The organism is Sediminibacillus terrae (assembly GCF_009602435.1).
In the GTDB taxonomy this organism is placed as follows: domain Bacteria; phylum Bacillota; class Bacilli; order Bacillales; family Amphibacillaceae; genus Sediminibacillus; species Sediminibacillus terrae.
In genome coordinates this window covers 105,977-127,878 of record NZ_VZDQ01000011.1, presented here as the reverse complement: position 1 = coordinate 127,878, position 21,902 = coordinate 105,977, and the positions used below count along the sequence as shown (strand labels likewise).

21 protein-coding genes and 1 riboswitch are annotated in these 21,902 nt (G+C 43.6%); of the genes, 15 read left to right on the top strand and 6 right to left on the bottom strand.

Annotated features, from left to right (window positions below; all coding sequences use genetic code 11):
• Position 1: 1 nt before the first annotated feature.
• A complete protein-coding gene (locus F6X55_RS03185) occupies positions 2 to 529 on the top strand; it encodes a GrpB family protein (RefSeq protein ID WP_026771501.1) in 528 nt (175 codons plus the stop codon).
• 7 nt (positions 530 to 536) lie between these two features.
• Here the strand turns inward: F6X55_RS03185 and F6X55_RS03180 are convergent, their stop codons facing one another.
• Complete coding sequence (locus F6X55_RS03180; RefSeq protein WP_026570653.1) at positions 537 to 920, bottom strand: SET domain-containing protein; 384 nt, start codon at positions 918 to 920, stop codon at positions 537 to 539.
• A gap of 166 nt (positions 921 to 1,086) precedes the next feature.
• Positions 1,087 to 2,502: a Na+/H+ antiporter NhaC family protein gene (locus F6X55_RS03175; protein WP_026570652.1), complete on the bottom strand. Its 1,416-nt coding sequence runs from the start codon at positions 2,500 to 2,502 to the stop codon at positions 1,087 to 1,089.
• 153 nt (positions 2,503 to 2,655) lie between these two features.
• A riboswitch (SAM riboswitch) is annotated at positions 2,656 to 2,752 on the top strand.
• Between the two features lie 80 nt (positions 2,753 to 2,832).
• Between F6X55_RS03175 and F6X55_RS03170 the strand changes: the two genes are divergently transcribed.
• From F6X55_RS03170 to F6X55_RS03150, 5 genes are all read left to right on the top strand, one after another.
• Positions 2,833 to 3,585, top strand: a complete 753-nt coding sequence (locus F6X55_RS03170; RefSeq protein ID WP_026570651.1) for an SDR family NAD(P)-dependent oxidoreductase — start codon at positions 2,833 to 2,835, stop codon at positions 3,583 to 3,585.
• Positions 3,586 to 3,972: 387 nt separating this feature from the next.
• Positions 3,973 to 5,298, top strand: a complete 1,326-nt coding sequence (locus F6X55_RS03165) for a Na+/H+ antiporter NhaC family protein (RefSeq protein ID WP_026771499.1) — start codon at positions 3,973 to 3,975, stop codon at positions 5,296 to 5,298.
• Between the two features lie 378 nt (positions 5,299 to 5,676).
• On the top strand, positions 5,677 to 7,350 hold the full coding sequence (nagZ, locus tag F6X55_RS03160; protein ID WP_237648587.1) for a beta-N-acetylhexosaminidase: 1,674 nt from the start codon (positions 5,677 to 5,679) through the stop codon (positions 7,348 to 7,350).
• Between the two features lie 164 nt (positions 7,351 to 7,514).
• Positions 7,515 to 7,604 (top strand): putative holin-like toxin, encoded by a 90-nt coding sequence (locus F6X55_RS03155; protein WP_235162471.1) that lies wholly within the window; start codon positions 7,515 to 7,517, stop codon positions 7,602 to 7,604.
• Between the two features lie 289 nt (positions 7,605 to 7,893).
• Positions 7,894 to 7,983 (top strand): putative holin-like toxin, encoded by a 90-nt coding sequence (locus tag F6X55_RS03150; protein WP_162832890.1) that lies wholly within the window; start codon positions 7,894 to 7,896, stop codon positions 7,981 to 7,983.
• Between the two features lie 45 nt (positions 7,984 to 8,028).
• Here F6X55_RS03150 and F6X55_RS03145 read toward each other — a convergent pair whose 3' ends face one another.
• Positions 8,029 to 8,238 carry a hypothetical protein gene (locus tag F6X55_RS03145; RefSeq protein ID WP_153461913.1) on the bottom strand — a complete coding sequence of 70 codons (210 nt, stop codon included), beginning with the start codon at positions 8,236 to 8,238 and terminating at the stop codon, positions 8,029 to 8,031.
• 187 nt (positions 8,239 to 8,425) lie between these two features.
• Positions 8,426 to 9,406 (bottom strand): LacI family DNA-binding transcriptional regulator, encoded by a 981-nt coding sequence (locus F6X55_RS03140; protein WP_153461911.1) that lies wholly within the window; start codon positions 9,404 to 9,406, stop codon positions 8,426 to 8,428.
• A gap of 93 nt (positions 9,407 to 9,499) precedes the next feature.
• On the opposite strand from F6X55_RS03140, the gene F6X55_RS03135 reads away from it, so the two are divergent.
• The 6 genes from F6X55_RS03135 to F6X55_RS03110 all read left to right on the top strand — a co-directional run bounded on the left by F6X55_RS03135 (position 9,500) and on the right by F6X55_RS03110 (position 14,715).
• Entirely contained in the window at positions 9,500 to 9,664 is a 165-nt protein-coding gene (locus F6X55_RS03135; protein WP_153461910.1) for a hypothetical protein, read from the top strand.
• 271 nt (positions 9,665 to 9,935) lie between these two features.
• Complete coding sequence (locus F6X55_RS03130) at positions 9,936 to 10,712, top strand: MurR/RpiR family transcriptional regulator (protein ID WP_026570647.1); 777 nt, start codon at positions 9,936 to 9,938, stop codon at positions 10,710 to 10,712.
• A gap of 255 nt (positions 10,713 to 10,967) precedes the next feature.
• Positions 10,968 to 11,906, top strand: a complete 939-nt coding sequence (gene pfkB, locus F6X55_RS03125; RefSeq protein WP_026570646.1) for a 1-phosphofructokinase — start codon at positions 10,968 to 10,970, stop codon at positions 11,904 to 11,906.
• Positions 11,899 to 13,347: a PTS fructose transporter subunit IIC gene (locus tag F6X55_RS03120; RefSeq protein WP_026771496.1), complete on the top strand. Its 1,449-nt coding sequence runs from the start codon at positions 11,899 to 11,901 to the stop codon at positions 13,345 to 13,347. Before pfkB ends, F6X55_RS03120 begins: the two co-directional genes overlap by 8 nt.
• Positions 13,322 to 13,786, top strand: coding sequence for a PTS sugar transporter subunit IIA (locus F6X55_RS03115; RefSeq protein ID WP_237648586.1), 465 nt, complete (start codon positions 13,322 to 13,324; stop codon positions 13,784 to 13,786). Before F6X55_RS03120 ends, F6X55_RS03115 begins: the two co-directional genes overlap by 26 nt.
• Before the next feature lie 20 nt (positions 13,787 to 13,806).
• Positions 13,807 to 14,715 (top strand): class II fructose-bisphosphate aldolase, encoded by a 909-nt coding sequence (locus F6X55_RS03110; protein WP_051382054.1) that lies wholly within the window; start codon positions 13,807 to 13,809, stop codon positions 14,713 to 14,715.
• Positions 14,716 to 14,755: 40 nt separating this feature from the next.
• On the opposite strand, the gene F6X55_RS03105 is transcribed toward F6X55_RS03110, so the two are convergent.
• Together F6X55_RS03105 and F6X55_RS03100 are read right to left on the bottom strand one after the other, a co-directional pair.
• Positions 14,756 to 16,957, bottom strand: coding sequence for an alpha-galactosidase (locus tag F6X55_RS03105; RefSeq protein ID WP_153461908.1), 2,202 nt, complete (start codon positions 16,955 to 16,957; stop codon positions 14,756 to 14,758).
• A gap of 265 nt (positions 16,958 to 17,222) precedes the next feature.
• The gene (locus F6X55_RS03100) at positions 17,223 to 18,575 is read right to left on the bottom strand and encodes a glucoamylase family protein (protein ID WP_202616109.1); all 1,353 of its coding nucleotides are present in this window, start codon (positions 18,573 to 18,575) and stop codon (positions 17,223 to 17,225) included.
• A 268-nt stretch (positions 18,576 to 18,843) separates the two neighbouring features.
• On the opposite strand from F6X55_RS03100, the gene F6X55_RS03095 reads away from it, so the two are divergent.
• The 3 genes from F6X55_RS03095 to F6X55_RS03085 all read left to right on the top strand — a co-directional run bounded on the left by F6X55_RS03095 (position 18,844) and on the right by F6X55_RS03085 (position 21,871).
• Positions 18,844 to 19,776, top strand: coding sequence for an aldo/keto reductase (locus tag F6X55_RS03095; RefSeq protein ID WP_026570642.1), 933 nt, complete (start codon positions 18,844 to 18,846; stop codon positions 19,774 to 19,776).
• A gap of 224 nt (positions 19,777 to 20,000) precedes the next feature.
• Positions 20,001 to 20,528: an HD domain-containing protein gene (locus tag F6X55_RS03090; protein ID WP_026570641.1), complete on the top strand. Its 528-nt coding sequence runs from the start codon at positions 20,001 to 20,003 to the stop codon at positions 20,526 to 20,528.
• 194 nt (positions 20,529 to 20,722) lie between these two features.
• Positions 20,723 to 21,871 (top strand): M20 family metallopeptidase, encoded by a 1,149-nt coding sequence (locus F6X55_RS03085; protein WP_037329058.1) that lies wholly within the window; start codon positions 20,723 to 20,725, stop codon positions 21,869 to 21,871.
• Positions 21,872 to 21,902: the final 31 nt, after the last annotated feature.

The window sequence follows — 21,902 nt, the reverse complement described above, 5'->3', positions numbered from 1 at the left end:
AATGCGTAGAGTCAAAGTAGTAGCTTATAATGATCAATGGCCGAGATTGTTCTTGGATGAGGCAGCCCAAATAAAAGAAATATTCGGGGACGAATTAATCGATGTCCATCATATCGGGAGTACTTCTGTTCCAAATCTTGCGGCAAAACCGATTATTGATATCATGCCGGTCGTCCGCCGCATCGAAAAGGTGGACGAGTACAACGAACAGATGACTGCCATCGGTTATGAAGGGAAAGGAGAGTTTGGCATACCCGGACGCAGATACTTTCGGAAAGGCGGGGACACCCGTAGCCACCATGTTCATATCTTTTCACAAGGAGATTACGGGGTAATCCGGCACCTTGCATTTCGTGACTTTTTACGGAGCCATCCGGAAGCTGCCCGGAATTATGGGAGGAAAAAGCGGGAGCTGGCTGGACAATTTCCATCCGACATAGAAGCTTACATGGATGGAAAAAATCAGGTTGTCCAGGAAATCGAGCAAATGGCGCTGGCATGGTACCGGAAAAATCAATCAAAGGGCTGACTGCTTTTCACTCGTCGTCCATATTAAACCAAAGTGGGTCTTTATTATCCACATCGCCATTATAATTGATCAGGATTTCTTCTCCGGCTTTAATATCTTTGTGGGCAAAGTAGTCAAAGGTATGCTTTGAAAAATTGATATCATAGTCCGCATTTGGTTGATAAGAATGGTTGAACAGCATGCCATAGCCGAGAACAACCGCCGTGTGATTTTTCCCATATTCAAAAACATAATCGTCCAGGACTGTCTGCTCGATATATTGATGTTGGTCGTTCGGATAAGGAATGACAGGCGCCTCGTGTATGATTTCACCTTTGGTAATATCACGTGTGGCAAAGACGCCCCGGTTGAATTCCCCGTCACTTATGCTAGATGTTCTTATTTCGATCATGCATGTACCCCCAAGAAAATATTTATCTCTCCACAATGCCACCAATCGGCAAGTAATGCAACCCTTTTTTCGGCTGGGTTTCGAAACACCCCCTATTCTTGAGAGGAAGGAGCATGTGAATGGCAATAAATCTGCAAGGGAATTTCCTCCTGTTTTTTCGATTCCTTCAAGTGAGGAATAACCCGGCGGCAAGATAAAGCAGAGCGGCCGCTCCAGCTCCGACAGCGCAAAATTTCAATTTATAATAGGCATACTCAACTAGTGACAGTTCCATTATCGAAGCGGTAGTAATCGTTGTATCCCCAAGAGGGGAAGTCATGGCTCCGAATGAACCGCTGGCGAAAACAGCGCCTACCGTCATTACGATCGGTGCATCGGTAGCTGCGGCAAGGGAGAATCCTAAAGGCATAAACAGCCCCCATGTACCCCACGAAGAACCGATAAAGTAACCGACGAGCGATCCAAGAACAAATAAAATAGCGGGAACCGTAAATGCAGGTAGAAATCCGCCCAGTGTTGAACTGACGAACTGGGAAAAACCTAAGTCTTCGGCATTCAGTGATAATGCCCAAACAAGGATAAGCAGAATGATTGCCTGCATCATTTGATTGCCGCCATCAATAAAATGAAAAAGCAATTCATGTAAAGGCAATTTGCGGATGGCATAGAATAGGAACGTAACCGTCAAGGTCAAAAATACTGCCAGCAGCATGACAAACGTTGCATCTGCTTGGGTAAAGGCATCGAATACCGACTTTGCACCTTTTGCGCGGCCATCTTGCCAAAGTAAAAAGAGAGACAAGCCTAAAAGCAGAAATAGCGGGATAATAAGATTCCAAGGCTGGGCTTTCACCAATGATAATTCCTTATTTATGCTGGAACGGTGAAAAGGATGTGCTTCATCACCCTCCGCTTTGTATTGTTTTTTCTTATTTTCTTCGGAAGGCCAAAACGTACGAGCAAGGCCGAAAATAAGCATGATAATGGCAAAAAAATTAAAGGGAATACTCATCAGAAACACACTATAAGCACTCCATTCCAAGGCATTTTTATGAATTCCGTTCTCGACAAGGGATACCATAAAACCGACAAAAGCGGTTGCAACAGGCAAGAGGACAATAACGGATGAAGTAGAAACATCCATGGTAAATCCGACCTTTTGTCTGGAAATGTTCCATTTACCCAACAACGACTTAACGACAGGACCAATCATCATGATCCGGAACATCGGCATCATAAAAGTGAATGGCAGGGTCAGCCAGATAAGAGTCAGAAGTCCCCGCTGAGAATGGATTTTTCCTCCTGCCCATTCTGAGAACCCTTTGATTCCTCCAGCTATCGTCATCATTCCGACAAGTCCACCGAACAAATATAAAAATCCGATGATTTTTATATTTGTTTCGTCTGACAAAGTTTCGACCATATAAGTGACGGCTTGATCGGATCCGCTCAGCCATCCAGATTTTAAAAGGATAGAACCTGTCAGGACACCAAGAACCAGGCCAGGCAAAATTCTTTTCAACCAAATGGAAAAACCGATGACGATAATAAACGGTACAATGGAAAGCCATTCGACAGACAATAGGATCTCCTCCTTATGTGGGTCTTAGGATTCCCATAATGAAATGACCAATACCTATGATTGAGATGTTCGAGCTGTGTAGTTTTTAAAAAGGTTAATTCATACTTGACAACTAGGAATAGTAGCAATTATGATATTTAATACAATTGTATAATCTTATCAAGAGAAGTTTAGGGAACTGGCCCGATGACACTTCAGCAACCTCTGTTCGCAGAAAGGTGCTACATCCAGCATGCTTGAGAGATAAGAGTTAGCAGAACCTTCCATCTTTCTCGGAAGGTTTTTTTGTGTGATAAGAAGAAGATCGGCAACACGGAGGGAGGAAAGTGGATGAGTCATTTGCATGGAAAAATCGCTGTTGTGACCGGCGGCGCGAGAGGAATTGGTAAAGAGATAGCCAAAAAACTGGAGGAAGCAGGAGCAACGGTCATTGTGGCGGATAAAGGAAGTAACCCTGACAACATTCGGAAGCATCAATTTGCTTTGGACGTCACAGAAGAGAAAGCTGTGGAGCAGTTTTTCGAATCAATCGCTACTCGTTATGGTGTGATCGATATTCTTGTGAATAATGCAGGCATTTCGAGAATGGCGGAAGTTATAGAGATGCAAGAAGAAGACTGGGATTCTGTAATGGATGTAAATGCAAAAGGGGTATTCCTTGCCAGTAAATTTGCTGCAAGACAGATGAAAAAAGCAGGGAAAGGCGGCAAAATTATCAATATTTCATCCCAGGCAGGAAAAAACGGATATAAATACATGGGAAGTTATGTCGCATCTAAACATGCCGTTCTTGGATTGACGAAAGTTATGGCTTTGGAACTGGCAGCTGACAATATTCTGGTGAATGCTGTTTGCCCAGGTATCATTGAAACGGGGATGAAACAGACAGAAAGGGTTTGGGGAGGAAAACTGCGCGGCGTGGACGCTGCAGCCATCGAAGCAGAGGATCATTCCCAAGTTCCTTTGGGAAGAACAGGTAGCCCGGAGGATGTTGCAGATACCGTGTTATTCCTGGCATCCAAAGCAGCAGACTATATAACAGGCGAAAGTATAAATGTAACCGGTGGAATGACCATGAATTAAGAACGCTATGTTGTCTAAGAAAAAAGATATATACTGCGCAGTATTTGTAATGGGGAATTCCATTGCCTATTAAAAAAAGTGTCAACCACCGCTTCGGTAGCATACTTCGCTTTCCGCGGGCACGGCTTCAGCTAACTTGGTTAAGAAAACCGCTTTACCAAGTGGATCTTCAGCTCGTGCTGTTCCCGCAGAGCGTCAGCTCGAGGAAGCTCACCAGCCGCCCGCGGAAAGCGGAAGGTATTTCCGCAGCGCTAAACTCCCACTCAACCAATGTAAGAAGTAAGGAAGAAAAATTACCTATGTCGCAGTTTCTATCCACTGCTCATCCATGTGGGTAAGGTGCAGCGGTCCATAAAAATAGTTGTTTTAAAAGGGAGGACGAGAAAAGTGAAAAAAGAAAAAATAGAGGGAAATCCTTATGCATTGCTGCCATTTCTCGTATTTGTCTTATTATTCCTCGGCACAGCATTGATTACGAAGGATTTCAGCAGTATGCCAGTAGTGGTGGCGATTTTGATTGCCGGCTTGTTTTCACTGGCGATGAACCGAAAAGAAAGTTTTGCCAAAAAAGTGGAAGTGTTTTGCAAGGGTGGGGGCGACCATAATATCATTTTGATGGCACTTATATTTATATTGGCCGGCGCTTTCGCTTCCGTTGCAGAAGCTACAGGCGGAGTGGACTCTATAGTCAGTTTGGGGACCTCGATTTTACCGGCGAATTTGCTCATGGTCGGATTGTTCGTGGTAAGTTGTTTTATCTCTATATCAATGGGAACCTCTACAGGGACAACCGTTGCCATCGTGCCGATAGCGGTCGGGGTTGCGCAACAAACCGGAATCGACACAGCTTTGGCCGTCGGAGCGGTAATAGGCGGAGCCATGTTTGGGGATAATTTATCGATGATATCGGATACCACGATTGCAGCAGTGAGAACACAGGAGACCAACATGAAAGACAAATTCAAGTCGAATTTCTTTATCGTCCTGCCGGCTGCTTTAGTGACTGCTTTGATCCTGGCGTTTATCCCGGTAGGTGAAGCAGCTGTCAGCCCGGAGCAAAACTATCAACTAATCACGATTCTGCCATACCTGGCTGTTCTTGTCATCGCCTTGCTGGGAGTGAATGTATTGCTCGTCCTTGTCGGCGGCATCATCTTTTCCGGGATAGTCGGCCTGGCAAATGGTTCCTTTGACTTCTATGGATTGCTGGGTGTCATCGGGGACGGGATAGTCGGAATGGAAAACCTGGCAATCATCGCTATCCTGATCAGTGGTATGGTGGAGATCATCAAATATAATGGTGGCATTACGTTTTTGCTTAATTTCATTGTCAGCAAAATCAAAACGAGAAGAGGAGCGGCGTTCGGCATTGCGGGTCTGGTTAGTGCAGTCGATGTTTCAACCGGTAACAATACGGTTTCCATTTTAATGTCCGGTCCGTTGGCAAAAGATATTTCCACGAAATACGGAATAGAGCCTAAGCGATCTGCAAGTATTCTGGATTTATTCTCTTGTTGCTTCCAAGGAATAATTCCATACGGCGGCCAAATGCTGGCGGCGGCAGGATTGGCTTCCATTTCGCCTGTTTCCATCGTTCCCTTTGTCTTTTATCCGATATTGATCGGGATCAGTGGCATTATTGCCATCCTGATTTTGTATCGGAAAGACAATGACTTAGCCAATGAAGCTGTAACAGAACAACAAGTTCAGTAATAGCTGGTTATCCAGCAAATCCCATACTTTTTGTAGAAAAAACCGAACGATGATTCGAAATCTTAAGTGATTTGAATTCGTTCGGTTTTTTCAATCACTGGATTATTTGCTCGTTGACGTTTGCGATGGCCGGTTAGACTATAAGGTTGGGTTGAAAACGTTCCGTACGGCTGGCTCAAAATCGTCGTTGGCTGCAGGTTTCGTTGGTTCTGTTACCTTGTCTGCATTGGATATCCAATCGTCGTTTGGAAAACCTGAGAAATACTATTAGAATGTTAAGTGTAGCTAAGTGGCAAAACAAAATACTATATAGGGAAAAGGAGGATGAGAGGTATGAAGAACAAATAATTTAAAAGGTTATTCATCGTTGTCTTCCTTTTGGCATTGGCAGGTGCCGCGGCGCTTTATTTTCAGAAGCATCCTGTAGTCGGCTCGGCCAGAGATCATGTTTCTTTCCTGCCGCCACGGTCACCAATAAAAGAGGTTCCTGATTTCACTCAAAACGCAGAAAAACAAATAGATGAAATTCTTGATCATGCAAAAGAAGGTAAGTTGCAGGATGTGTCTTTTACCGTTGGTGTTACGGAAAGACAAACGGTTGTGGACCAGTGGGGAGAAGCTGGTCATACAACGGAAACAGACCTCGGGATCTATGAAGATTATCAAGATGAAAAAGTGACTTTAGGTTATGCGGGCGATTTTGTCTTTGACATACGCTCCTTTTCCGACAACATACAGCAGCTACACTACGAGGATATCATCGCTGTGCTCGGTGATCCGGATGATACCACTTATTATGAGGATGAAACCCACAACCAGGAGATCCTCCATTACCAGGTAAATGATGATTTTCAACTTAAGTGGGTACTGCCTAAACCAGATGAGACACTTGAAAACCCAAGGGTGGATCATATATCCCTTATCGCACAAACAGGAAGATTGCAGGTAGACGATCCTTCCATTTCGACCTTGGTTGAGCAAATGAGTCTCACGGAGAAGATCGGCCAAATGGTGATTGGCGGCATTTCGGGCACAGGCATGGGAGAACAGGAACAAAGCTTGATCGATGACTATCATATTGGCGGGTTTATATTTTATGCCGCTAACTTGGAATCCCCGAAACAAACAAGCAAGTTCTTGAATAATCTGAAAGCGGCGAACAAGCAAAACAAATTGCCGCTTTTGTTGAGTGTCGATCAGGAAGGGGGCAGAATTTCCCGACTTCCGGGAAATATTTCGAAGCTCCCCGCCAACGAGTGGATTGGAGAATTGGATAACCCTGATTTTTCCTATCGAGCAGGAGAAATATTGGGTGAAGAGCTAACTGAATTTGGATTTAATATGAATTTTGCGCCTGTCTTGGATGTCAACAGCAATCCGGATAATCCGGTGATTGGCGACCGTTCGTTTGGTGATAACCCGGAAATTGTCAGTGAACTTGGAATACAAACAATGAAAGGAATCCAATCGAAGCAGATTATTCCGGTCATCAAGCACTTTCCGGGGCACGGGGACACTTCTGTAGACTCGCACTATCAGCTGCCGAAAGTGAACAAAACATCGGAGCAATTGGAAAAACTTGAACTGATTCCTTTTCGTCGGGCAATCGATCAAGGGGCGGAAGCAGTCATGATTGCTCACATATTGCTTCCGCAGCTGGATAAGAGTTATCCGGCATCCATTTCAAAAAAGGTCATCACAGATTTGCTTAGGGATCAGTTCGACTACAATGGGCTTGTCATGACCGATGATATGACAATGGAAGCTATAGTCGATAACTTCGAGATAGGTGAAGCCTCTGTCGATTCTGTGCTAGCCGGGAGCGACGTCATTCTGGTGGCGCACGATTATCAGAAAGCGGTCCGTGTCATCGAAGCGTTGACCAAAGCAGTGGAAAAAGGGGAAATAACAGAGAAACGCATTAATGACAGTGTAGAAAGAATTATCCGGTTAAAGCAACACTATCAATTGAAGGACGAACCGGTCGAAAACGTGGATGTGGAGGCATTGAACAAATCGATTGATACGTTGTTAAATAAATATGGCCAGTAACTATTCAATCTTTCTTTGCAGCTACTCTATCTTGGGCATAGAAAGGACAAGAAATAATCCGGATGTCCGTTCGTTGAAACTATGCGACATGATATAATAAATATAGATAAAGTTCTTTTTAGGGTGGGTCGGCTAGCCCCGCGAAAGGGGGTGATGCCGTGAGCATGTATCAAGTATTCATGGTCCTGATTGGCTTTGGTTCTTTTTTGATTGCATTGCTCGCTTTGATCATAAACCTGATCAATAAAAAATAGACCTCCCTATTTGCCCTTCAAGTGACTAGGAGAGGCCTATCTCTTGATGATAGCCGATCCCTCTGGGGGAACCGCTTATCTATCCAGACCATGGCATTCGCTGTGGTCTGTTTTCTATCCATATTATACCCCAATAAACCGGTTTAGAAAAGGAAGCAAACCTTCCTGTATAAAAAATGGGTCCTTGCGTTTATTCGGCTGCCAGCCTGTCTATGCTATAATGAAAACAGATAATGTTCTTTTAGGGTGGGTCGGCTAGCCCCGTGAAAGGGGGTGATGCCTGTTGAGCATGTATGAAAGTTTCATGGTGCTGATTGGTTTTGGTACCTTCTTGATTGCCTTGCTCGGTTTGATCGTTTCGATGATCAATAAAAAATAGACCTCCCTATTTGCCCGTTAAGTAACTAGGAGAGGCCTATCACCACTATGATAGCCGATCCCTCTGGGGGAACCGCTTATCTGCAGACCACAGTGCCCGCTGTGGTCTGTTTAGTTTTTTTCCATTTCCACTTTTATTATACCCGATTTTCATCCGGTTGAAAAGCTGTTCATTGTCAGGGAGAACGCCTGACAATTTGTAACCACATTCCACAGCATCAAGCTTGGTTAGAATGACTAAGATCTTTTTGCGCATGGGCTATTTTCCTTCAGTCCTTATAAACGATAAGATGCTTCTCCACTGCTGCAAATTTGCCGCCATATTGCATCCCGTTATACCCAGCTCGATGAAACTTGTCAGGCTTCACAATCCCTCCCATTTAAACACTGCACTTGCAAAATGAAATGTTCCCTGAAAAGCAGGAAGGAAACACGCTGGTACGTTACGCAGAAAACATGTTTGAAACAGTTGCACGCCCGATTAATTGAAAAGGCAATGAAACTTTGCTTTTTTTCTCTGTTTTTTGAATAAACTGGACTGCTTTTTTCCCCATTTGCTTGATCGGTATGTCGATTGTGGAAATATGCAGAGCTTTTGCGATTTGCTGATTGTCAAAACTCAGAATGGAAAGGTCTTCGGGGATGCGTATCCCCTTTTCTCGTGCCGTCAGGACCATTCCGGCAGCCACCTGATCATTGGTCACGAGAAAGGCAGTCGGTCTCTCTATCATCTGGCACCAACTCTCCATTACACGCGCACCGTCCTCGATGGACAAACATTTATCAAATATCCATTCCTCCCTTACTGGTTGATTGATTTTATCCATCGTGGCTTGATAGGCTTTAATACGCTTGTGACTGTTAGTCCCATGTCTTCTCCCCAACGTGTAGGCTATGTCGGTATGTCCTCTTGCCAACAGGTAATCCAAACCATCCTGGAAGGCCTTCTCATGAGGGATACTGACGGAAGGAAGCTCTGTTTGATCGGAATCTTCACAAAGAATGATGGGACCATGGGATGTATATTCTTTTACAATTTTCAGAGACGCGGCTCGTGAAGTGAAAATCAGCCCGTCGATTAAATTTCCTCGAAGAAGCTCTAAAGCTTCCAATTCTTTGTCGACATGATAGTTTGTTTGAATCAGGACAAGCTGCATGTCGTGTTTCAAACCTTCCTCCGCTATCCCTTCTACAATGTTACTGAAATAGGGAATTTCAATGGAAGGGAGGACGACACCCAGCAAGTTGGTTGTCCCTTTCGATAAATGAAAAGCAGTAAGATTCCGATGATAATCAAGTTTTTCCATTGCCTGGTGCACGACTTGCCTTTTTTCTTCCCTGACATAGGGATGGTTGTTCAATACGCGTGAGACAGTCGAGACCGAAACACCGGCAAGATTGGCAATTTCCCGAATGTTGGCCATATTAGGGTCTTCCTTTCCTGAAAATTTCATCTTGACCTGAAACGCGTTTCATACATTACCTTTTGTTTAAACATAAGAAAGGGTGATGGCAGGATGATAAGTGGATTATTGGTTTTGATGTGTTTATGTTTGTGTGAAATTATCATAGCAAAACTGGTGGTCAAAGACAAAAATGCTTTTCTCATGGATTTTCAAACATTTTTTGATTGGCCGGATACTTTTATGGAGAGTGATAATAAAACGAAAAACAAAGAATAAGAGGAAGGATGAAACCATTTTGCTGCACTTTGGCAAAATGGTTTTTTAAAGATTGAAAAGGAGGGATTCCATCAGGAATATCCTTCTCCAGCATCTCCCCCTCGAAGTCTTAAATCATCCTCTCTGTTGCAACCGTGTAATCCCTAGAACAGACGCTTGCGCTTTTCGGCCAAATATAATTCAGACTTGTCATAATACTAGTGCAAATGTAATGAAAAAAATGAGATAATGAGAAAAATTCACGGTGAGCAACATAGAAAGGATGAAGAAAATGAACAATATTTTATTTGACATACCTGCCGATATATTTAAAACGCTAAGTGAATCAGAAAGATATTTGCTTGAATACATAAACAACCATCTTGAAAAGATTTCTACGATGTCGATTGTGAAATTGAGCGAAAACGCGAGTGTTTCTACAGCAACGATTGTCCGCCTGATGAAAAAGATAGGGTATGACGGATACACTTCTTTTAAATACAGTTTAAAAGAGAAAGTGCAAATCCCAGATGAAAATGATGAAATGGAAAACATCGATACAAAAATAAAACACGCTATTAAAAAGAATGAATTAGAGGTAGTAAAAACGATACAATTACAAAGTATTGGCCAAATAGAGGATGCAGTACAAAAAATACATGATGCAGAAAAAATTTACATCTTTGCGCGAGGATTCTCGGAGATGATCGCCCATGAAATGACTATCAAGCTACAATTGATGGGGAAAAACTGCGAAGTGCATGACGATCCCAACATTATCCGCCTGAAATCCAGAGAGATAAGAGAGCGGGAGCTGGCTATTTTTGTTTCGTTAAACGGTGAAACTAGTGAATTGGTAGAAGCCTGCAAGAATTTGAATATCCGCCAGATTACGACCATTACACTGACAACGAGGATGGAATCAAGCTTGGGAATGATGTCAGAGATGGCCTTCATTGGTTACAAAGGAAGTCAGTCTTATTTTCCGGATTATGAAGTACGTTCCAGGCTTCCGCTAAGTGTGTTGTCCAGAATACTGCTTGATGCTTACGCAATAAGAATGCTCTGATTATTCAGGGCGTTTTTTATATTTTTCAACGAACGTATAAAACTTATCATCTCCCCTAAAGTCCTCTCCTTTTACCTGACGATGGGGTTGTTAACTGTGGCTTGACCAGTCACTTGAAAATTTTGTTGATCATTTACAAAAGCATTCCTCGCTGCATATTTTTCAGTTTTAGAAAACGTTTACACAAACCGAAAACATTTACAAGAAATAGTGTGCCACAATGTAGTTAAGAAATTGATGAAAGAAGGTGCTCCTATGATATACACCCTGACACCTAATCCGGCGATTGATCTGTATGTCGGATTGGATGAGTTACGGCCGAATAAGGTTAATCGTACCTATGAAGAAGATTATCAGCCGAATGGGAAAGCGATAAACATTTCGATTATGTTAAAGAGGTTGGGGATCGACAGTATTGCGTTAGGATTTATCGCTGGCTTTTCAGGGAGTTTCATAGAAAACGAACTGAATAAGTTACAGATTGCTACTGAATTTGTAAGAGTAGAAGGGATCACAAGAATCAATATTTTTGCCAATGCCGATGAAGAATACAAGATTGTCAACAAAGGACCTACTATAGCTGAAGAGAGAACAAGAGAAATGTTGAGAAAAGTTTCCTCGATTCCGGAAAACAGCATGCTTTTTGTTTCAGGAAGTTTGCCCGGAGGGGTGAATGATCATTTTTATTCAGAGATAGCAAGTATTTGCCGGCGGAACCATCTTAAGCTGGTTTTGGATATAAGTTCCAAAGAGGTTCTCCGGTGCTTGCCTTACCAGCCTTATTTAATCAAACCAAACGATGAAGAACTGGGGGCATTCTTTGGATTAAGCAAAGAAAAAATGGATGAACCGACTATCATCAACTGCTCCAGAAAAATGTTGGAAAACGGTGCCCGACAAGTACTCGTGTCTCGGGGAGAAGCTGGAGCGATTTATGTTTCTCCACATCAGATTTTAAAAGTGACCGCTCCTAAAGGGAAAGTGATCAACACAGCTTGTTCGGGAGACACGTTGTTGGCTCTGTTTATTGGAAAGCTGGAGCAGGGTGCCTCTTTGGAGGAAGCTTTGCGATATGCTTCGGCGGGCGGTTCTGCAACAGCGTTTAGTAAAGGTCTTTGCAGCCTTTCTGATATAGATACACATATCCATGAGGTGAAAATCAATCAAATAAAGGAGGAATTTATCAATGGCTGAAGTGAAAATTGTTGCAGCAACCGGTTGTCCAACGGGAATAGCCCACACTTTTATGGCAGAGGAGGCGTTAAAGCAAGCAGCCCAGAAACTGGGAGTGGAAATCAAAATAGAGACACATGGCCAGTCCGGTATAGAGAATGGGCTGACAAAACAGGAAATTGCGGAAGCCGATGGAGTCATCATCGCTGCTGATAAAGATGTCGATGTTGGTCGTTTCCATGGCAAGCCAGTTGTAGAAGTCCCCGTAGCAAAAGGGATACACGAACCAGAACAACTGATTCAGACTATTATTGATGGAAAAGCAACCGTTTACAAAGCGAAAAAAGATTTCCCACAACAATCTAAAGAGGATTCTGGAAAACGTTCAAGTGGAAAAAGAGCCATTTTACATTCGATTTATAAGGATTTAATGAATGGAGTTTCCTATATGCTGCCTTTCGTGGTTGGGGGAGGTGTATTGATTGCATTGTCGTTTTTGTTCGGAATTCATTCAGCAGATCCCGAACACGAATCATATAACTCCATTGCTGCCTTTTTAAACAGTACAGGGGGGCTAGCCTTTCAATTGATGGTGCCGATTCTTGCTGCATTTATAGCGGAATCAATTGCAAAGCGCCCTGGTTTAGTCGTCGGATTCATAGGCGGACTCATTGCAAGCAATGGTGGGGCAGGTTTTCTTGGAGGAATAGTCGCGGGTTTTGCTGGCGGATATATTGTTTTATTGCTTGTAAAGCTGTTCAGCAAGATGCCGAAATCACTCAATGGATTAAAGTCGATATTTCTGTACCCCTTAATCGGTATCTTGTTGATTGGAATAGTCATGACGTTATTAGTAGAACCAATGACCGCTATCAATGAAGGGATGAAAACATTCCTGTCCAATTTCCAGGATGCGAACCCGATTTTACTCGGTTTAATTGTCGGGGCTATGTCCGCTTTTGATATGGGCGGACCAGTAAACAAAGCGGCATATGTCACAGGTACTGCACTACTTGCTGAAGGAAACTTTTATTTCATGGCAGGTGTCTCAGCCGCCTGTATAACTCCGCCACTTGTTATAGCCTTTGCCACCCTTTTCTTTAAGAAATACTTCAACCAGGCAGAGCGGAATGCCGGGGGTGTCAACTTCATCCTTGGTGCCACGCATATAACTGAAGGAGCGATTCCTTTTGCAGCCAAAAACCCGATTGTCGTCATTCCGATTTTAATGGTCGGATCCTCCGTATCAGCAATTTTGACATATTTGATGGGGGTGCAAGTACCGGCTCCCCATGGTGGTTTTTTGGTCCTGCCAGTCGTGACGGGGGCTGTGCAATGGGTTATAGCCATACTCGCAGGTTCGTTGACAGGAGCTTTCATTTATGGATTCTACAAAAAACATAATCATGACAAGGAAAAGCGGAGAGGTGAAGAGGATGACGACAACGAACAGATTGCTTAGTCCAAATCAAATACGCTTGAATCAATCCGTTTCTTCTCAACAGAAGGTTTTCGAGTTGATTGGAAGAATGGCAGTTGAAGCGGGGATTGCTTCGTCAGCTGCCCTTGTGGCGGAAGGGTTGAAACAACGGGAGCTTGAAAGTACCACTGGGTTTCAAGACGGTTTTGCCATTCCTCACACACAGAATGAGGCAATAGAATCACCTGGCATCATTATTGTAAAAAGCAACGAAGGAATTGAATGGAATTCGTTAGACGGTAAACCTGCACAATTTTTTATCGCCTTGCTAATCCCTAAGGAAGAATCAGGTAATACGCACATCCAGGCATTGGCATCCTTATCCCGGATGCTGATCCGCGAGGAAAATAGGAGAGCACTCCTTCATGCAGTGGATGAGGTAGAAGTTTTATCCAAAATAAGTGAAGCATTAGAACAATAACTCTCTGGAGGAGGTACATTATGGGACTTATATCGTCTACACCAATGTTAGAAAAAGCCAGAAGCGAAGGATTCGGAATTGTCGCGTTCAATGTACATTCATTAGATATGATTTATGCCGTGGTGGAAGCCGCTGACGAGGTCAAAGCTCCCGTTATCCTGCAAACGACAGTGGGTTCCGTCAAGTCACTGGGGGCAGAAAATATTGTAGCGGCTGCCGAAGCCGCATCAAACCAATTTAACGTACCTGTGGCACTTCATTTGGATCACTGTACAGAGTTTGCCGTGTTAGTGCGATGCATCAGGGCTGGATACACTTCCGTGATGATCGATGCATCCATGCATCCATTTGAGGAAAATGTCAAAAAGACAAATCAAGTAATGGAAATAGCGAAGTACCTGGACATCAATGTCGAAGCGGAGTTGGGAAAAGTAGGCGGTGTTGAAGAGGATATTGTTGTTTCCGACGAAGATGCACAAAAAGCAGTCCCTGGTGAATGCGTAGAATTCATTAAGCAGACGAATGTTCCTACATTGGCTCCGGCAATTGGAACTGCTCATGGCATTTATAAAGGAGAACCGGATATCGATTTCCGACGAATTCAAGAAATAGCCAAATTGGTCGAAGTCCCCCTGGTATTACATGGCGGTTCTGCAATCCCTGATGAAGACGTTAAAAGGTGTATATCACTGGGAATGGCTAAAATGAATGTTTCGACTGAATTGAAAAATGCTTATTCTGCGGCAATCCGGGAACACTTCCTGGAAACACCAGAAGCGTTAGACCCGCGCCAGTATTTAAGCAAAGCAAAAAAAGCTGCAAAAGACCTGGCGCAATCTAAAATCTTGCTTGTTGGATGTGCGGGAAAAGCTGAGGAGATACAAAAGCATGTAAGGAAGATGAACAGTGATCTTATAATGGCAAATTAATGTTTCGGGCTGCCGAGATGAAATCAGCAGCCCGTTTTCATTACCTTTCCTTCAACACAAACACCTCAGAACTGAAGTCTTGGTAGTCCCAGTGATTGCTGCTCAGCAATAGACCGACTTGCATCAATTCATCTCCATAGTGATAAATCGAACTACCGTTGATCAGATATTGTTTATCCGGATCAAGTCCCTGAAGTTTAATTCTATTGTATTTCTCGTTTGGCTTAGCCAACACTTTATAATAACCTATCATCGCGGTTGATTGATCAGGGGAAACAACCATCCAAGCCGTTTCATTTCTCTCGAACGGACTGAGCAGCCGGTAAAATCGGCCGGTTCGGATTAACGAGCGTTTCTCTTTAAAAAACTGTACCTGGTCCTTTACTTCCTCTTTTTCAGCCGAGGTAAGGTTTGTCACATCCAGTTCAAACCCAAACGTCCCGAAATAAGCAGTGTTTGCACGGGTGTGCAAGGGAGTATTCCTTCCGACCTGATGGTTGGGAATGGCTGATACATGAGTTCCCAATGCGCTAATAGGATAAACAAGCGAGGCGCCGTATTGTATTTTTAATCGCTCTACTGCGTCTGTATTATCGCTGATCCAAGCTTGGGGTGCGTAGTACAACATGCCTGGATCGAATCTTGCTCCGCCGCCAGCGCAGGATTCAAACAGAATCCCAGGATATTTATTGATCAATCTCTCATAAAGCTGATAAACACCGAGAATATAACGATGCATCACTTCTCCTTGGCGATCAGCATCCAAAGCAGAGGAAAAGGCCTCTGTTATATACCGATTCATATCCCATTTGATGTAAGAAATCTTTGCCTTTTCTAAAACCTTGTCCATTAAATGGTAAAGGTGATCCACAACTTCTGGACGCGAAAAGTCAAGCACATATTGATTGCGTCCGTGAGAAGCACGGCGGCCGGGGGCCGCAAGCACCCAGTCCGGATGTTCTGAAAACAATTTAGTTCCTTTACTGACCATTTCTGGTTCAAACCACAGGCCGAACCCCATTCCCATTCCATCTATTTTCTTGGAAAGCCCTTCTATGCCATCTGGAAGTTTCTGCTTATTATCGAACCAGTCGCCCAGCGAAGATGTATCATCATTCCTCGAACCGAACCAACCATCATCAAGAACGAACAATTCCATGCCCAGTTCTTTTGCAGACTCAGCGATTTCGAGTACTTTTTCTTCATTGAAGTCGAAGTAAGTCGCTTCCCAGTTATTAATCAAAATCGGCCGGTCTTTGTCCCGCCAGCGCCCTCTTGCAAGTCTTTCTCGGTACAAGGCATGAAACGTGTCGCTCATACCGTTCAACCCTTGATCAGAATAGACCATGACGCATTCCGGTGTCTGAAAGATATCGCCAGGCGCCAATTTCCATTTAAACTGAAAGGGATTGATTCCCATCATCACTCTTGTCACCCCGAATGTATCCACTTCAATTTGGCCAAGGAAATTCCCGCTGTAAACGAGACTGAATCCGTAAACCTCACCACTTGATTCGGTCGTCTGCTTATGCTTCAAAGCAAGAAAAGGATTGTGTATATGGCTGCTTGCACCCCGCGAACTTGAAATTGACTGAACCCCTTTGAATAGCGGTTGAGTCTCCAGGTGGGTTTCACGTGCCCAGGCGCCATTTAAATGCACCATCTCCAATTGGTCTTCCGGCAAATCGATACTTGTGCTCATCGCACTATCCAGAAAGAAAGCCTCCGTCCCGAGGTTGACGAAACGGGCATTTCTTGTGATGACTTTGCGATTTGCATAAATGCTATAGCTTAAAATCAATCTGCACTGCAACAGCTTGTCGAAAAGGACAATTTTCAACGTCTCTGCTTCCTCTTCTTGCTCTGTGTATGTTGCAGGAAGGCCTTCGAGTGCTGGTTTTCCTTTAGCGATATGATAGCTTTCATATTGGAAGTTGGTTATATGGCTGCCGTACTGATCGATGATTTTATGGGCAGGATAGCGGTAATCTGTTGTTCCGTAGCTCGGATACTCTTGTTTAATGTGCTCCAGGGAGGAGGTGTAGTCCCCTTCAAACATATTTGCGGAAGCAGGTCTTGCTTCACGTTCTGCCAAATGGTCGAAATTATCCCTGTGGTTGATGGCGTGGCCGTAATATAAATGTTCTAATTGACCTATCTTCTCCATAACACGGAAAATGTAGCTTATCTCTCCGTTGGTCAAATGAAATTCTTTGGTCTCCGTATTTATTTTTATTGTCATTCTGAAAAACTCCTCTTCAAAGGAAGAAATACTCCCTTTTAATATCGAAACCCCTTACATGCATTTAATCATAAGTTGTTAAGTAGATGAAGGCGCAATATCCGAAATGACCTTATTTATTCTGTATAGTGAGTCCGAGTGGAAGGAGGAGGGGGAGGGAATGTTTTCTGATCGGACATCTGGTGCTTCCCTATTCTGTAGTTCCGTTTTTGAAGAATGGAAAAGTGCCAAGTATCCCGAAAATACGGGGCTTGGCACATAATCGTCAATCAATCGAAAATTCCTCTTTTATCAATAAATCTTCCGGGGTTTTTCCTATTTCATCTTCATGAAAATAATCTCTGAGTATGCCGTCTTCCAAAAAATTCGCTATGGCTGCCATGGTCATGCCTTGATCGAGAGCCAGATAGGCCTTGGTCACCTCGCCTGTTTCGACATTGACAGAATCGTGGAAACCGTACTTTCCATATACATTCAAGCTTTTTAACGTTTGAATATTTTGGAATGCCTTCATCGGAGCGTATTCCAATGCAAGGAAAGTCGCATGAGGAGTGACTGTTCCATCCGACTTGTAACCATCCATACCGAGAGGTGTTGCGGCAAACTCGGAATAACCATCAGGAGTAGCAGCCGGGGACATTCCCCAAGCTGGGTAACCTTGTTCTTCGGCATAGTTAATTTGAAGATCGACATGTCTTTGATTATTCAATCCCAAAGCTCGGGTCCCAAGTTCTTTTTCCTTCAACACAAGCGAAGGCATCAGAGCTTCGAACATACTCCCGCCCCAGCTAGGAACATATTTCTCGCCATTGTAACTATAGTGACCTTCAAAAACGTCGACTCCATCGTATGTTGCCATATGGCCTTGAGGTAGTTGAGATTGCCAATCCCAACTCTCGGGCATTGTCCGATACATTTTCCACCAGTGTTCCTTCGGTACATCTCCTTTTCCAATAGAAATGTAGCTTGCTAGTCGTGGTTCTGTATAAAATGCTCCGTAATGATGGGCGGTTAAGCTTCCGGCCTCGACATCATAACCTCCTCTCATCTGGCCGACTTCAGAATCATAGAGACTAGTGTAATCCATGTCTTCAACAATGGCATTGGTTTTTTCATAAAGCTCTGGGTATGCTTGTCCAGCCACTATTAATCCAGCTGAAAGCCAGCCATTGTCCACAGTGGAAATGAATTGGCCCCAATCTGTCATAAGAGTGGCATCCTCTGTATAATACCAGTTATAGTAAAGACCGTTCCATGTGTCCATGTTTTCCAACGTATGAATGGTTTTTTGGAGATTATTCAGGGCCTGTCGGTGGTTGATGAATCCCAATTCTTCAGCAGATACCACACTCATCATATACATGCCTATATTGGTTGGAGATGTGTGCGATTGGATGTTCATCATTCCATCATTCCAGCGCACTGCATCGGCGGTAAGGCCTGTCTCGTTGTCCGTGAAATCTTCAAAGTAACGGTATGTTTGTTTAGAAATCGCTCTTAACTGCTTCGATAAGGCAACTTCTTTTCCTTTTGGAGAAGTGTTTGCAAGACTTGGCGTGGTAATGGCAGCATTGACCAGCAACAAAATTGTTAACATCAAAGCAAATTTTTTCTTCATCCCGGCACCCTTTCTCATTTGTGATTGAAACGTTTCAATTGACAGTATACTAAACACATGTGTAAGCGCAATCATTTACTTCCAAAAAAGTAAAAACAGGTAGTTTGTCTCATCCTCAGCAAGTAATAGGCTGGGACAATAGCATGTTAAGGATGGAAAATAGGTAGATTTGCTTGCGCATGGTTACGTGAAATAGATGAAGCATTCTATTTCAATTCCCATCCATTTTATGTAATGATGATACTTAATCAGAAAAGGAGTTGATAACATGACAGAACAAACACAATTAGGAAAATCAGGTTTGAAAGTGAATCCGATTGGTCTCGGTACAAATGCAGTAGGCGGACATAATCTTTATCCCGATTTGGATGAAGAAGCGGGTAAGGAACTGGTGCGTACAGCGATAAACAACGGAGTCAATTTACTAGACACCGCATTTATTTATGGCCCGGAACGCTCTGAAGAATTGATTGGAGAAGTCCTTCAGGAGACCGGTAAACGGAATCAAGTCGTCCTTGCTACTAAAGGGGCACATAAATTCGTCGGCGACGAAACCGTCATGGATAACTCCCCGGACTTTCTGAGAAAATCGGTCGAGGACAGCTTGAAAAGACTGCAAACAGATTATATTGACTTATTTTATATCCATTTTCCGGATGAAAATACTCCCAAAGACGAAGCTGTCGGAGCGCTGAAAGAACTAAAGGACCAAGGCAAAATCAAAGCAATCGGTGTTTCGAACTTTTCAATCGACCAGTTGAAAGAAGCAAATAAAGATGGGTATGTCGATGTTTACCAAGGAGAATACAATTTGCTTCAACGAGATGCAGAGAAAGAATTATTGCCTTATACTGCAGAAAACAATATTTCATTTATACCTTATTTCCCGCTTGCCTCCGGGTTATTGGCAGGCAAGTATACAGAAGAAACAACATTTAATGATTTGCGTAAAGAAATGCCGCATTTCCAAGGGGATAATTTCAAGAAAAACCTGGACAAGGTGGACAGAGTGCGCGGCATTGCTGAAGCGAAGGGGGCGGAAGTTGCTCATGTAGTTCTCGCCTGGTACTTGACCCGTCCGTCCATCGACGCCATTATTCCGGGCGCTAAACGGTCTTCTCAAGTATTAAATAACTTGAAGACATTGGAGGTAAAATTGACTGAAGATGATATCAGTCAAATCGACCGTATTTTTCGTTGATCTGTGATAGGAGGAAGCGAGTACTGAACCTAAACGGGGAGGTGCTCGTTTTTTTGGGGTTCAGAAAGTGCATGATCGGGTATACCATTGAAAATTCCTATTTGAAGGAAAGACATCTTGCGTTTTTTCTGTCAGATAAATTCACCTACAGATTGATTCGATCCACCATTAATGGTAAGATATTCGATAATTTAACCAAAATCAACAACAGAGGAGGCATCAAGATGAGAACCGTCACATTGAAAGATATTTACCAGCATTCGATTGCCCAAAAATATGTCAGGCGCTCCGGCATGGCCCATGCGATTTCGGTAGCCTTTCACGCTTATAAGTTGGCTTTATCCTACAATGTTAACCCGGATTGGGCGGCTAAAGCAGGATTTCTCCATGATATCGGCCATTATCAATGGTATCGAAACGGAGAATGGGACTATCAATTGTACCGGGCTTACGATATTCATCCTATCAAAGGAGCGGAACGGGCACATAAATTATTGGTGCGTCTAGGAGAAGACAAGCAGGCTGCGAAAGAGATCGCTCATGCGATTCTATTTCATACTGAATCTGCATTGCCGGAAGGGAACGTCCGATTAAATGCTTTACAACGAGTGATTCACTTGGCCGATGAAAAAGATAAGCAGCCGGGAGATTCTCACCATTACCGTCACATGGACAAGCAAAAAGAATCTGACCTGATTGAATTACTCGACGAAAGGATCAATCATAGTTTGACTGCAGAGATGAATATGTAACTCCGCATTATCGGGAATAGAACCGGGGCAAGGCTTTCCCTTCCTACTATTCCTCTTGCGGCACATCCGGACAAACACCATCAAGCATGGTGTTATTTTTATGTTTTCTTTCCCTTTGTTAAAAGAGATTTTACGTGTCATCCGTTTATTAGTGGGAATAGGTGAAATAGAAGATGATAAGGAGGTTTTGATAGATGCATCTCGAAAAGCGATTGGAAAATCAAATGCCGGAAATGAAAGCTTTGCTTGAGGAATTAGTCAACACGGACAGTAATACCTATGATAAAGAAGGAGTAGACAAAGTCGGTGCACTGCTGAAGAATAGATTCGAGCAACTGGGGATGTATGTTCATACCCACCGGGAGAAAGAACAGGGGAATAATCTGGAGGTCAAGGCTGAACGTGAAAGCGAACCGAGAATTTTAATTGTCGCTCATATGGATACTGTTTTTCCGAAAGGAACAGCAAAAGAACGCCCTTTTGAGATTATCGACGATCAAGCCTACGGGCCGGGGGTAAGTGATGAGAAATCCAGCCATGTCGCTGTGTTGTATGCATTGAAGGTATTAAAAGAAAGTGGCTCGGAAGCCTATAAAAACGTCCATGTCATCTTTAACAGCGATGAAGAAATCGGTTCCCCGACTTCAAAGCCGTTGATAAAAAAGGCGGCTGCAGATAAACACTATTCGTTAGTGGTTGAATCCGGAAGACCCGGTGATGCGGTTGTGTCAGAGCGAAAAGGAGTCGGCCGGTTCGACATTGAGGTCGAAGGTAAAGGTGCACACGCGGGAGTAGAACCGGAACTTGGCAGGAGTGCGATAAATGAACTGGCGCATAAAGTCATAAAACTGCAGAATCTGAATGACTATGAATCTGGTCTTTCGGTCAATGTCGGTTTATTCAACGGCGGAACATCGAGCAATACGGTTCCACCTGATGCAGATGCCAAAGTCGATGTGCGTGTAAAAGATAAGCAACAAGCGAAAGAGGTCACCAAAGAAATTTCCGATATTGCGGATGAGGACACAGTCGAAGGAACCACGACCCATTTGGAAGGCGGGATGGCCCAACCACCGATGGAAAAAACAGAAGAAACGGAAAAACTGCTGGAGGTAATCCGCGAGGCAGGAAAAGAGTTGGGGATGTCTATTAAGGACGTCGGAACAGGTGGTGCATCGGATGCTGCATATACAGCAGATGAAGGCGTTCCGACAATAGATGGCATGGGGCCGCTCGGAGAATATTCTCATAGCCTGACGGAAGAATATGTCGACCTTACAACTTTTGCTAAACGGACTGCCTTGCTGGCACGAACCATCCAACTTTTGACACCTGAAGAATAGAAAAAACAAGGGGACTGTCCCCGGCACTCTG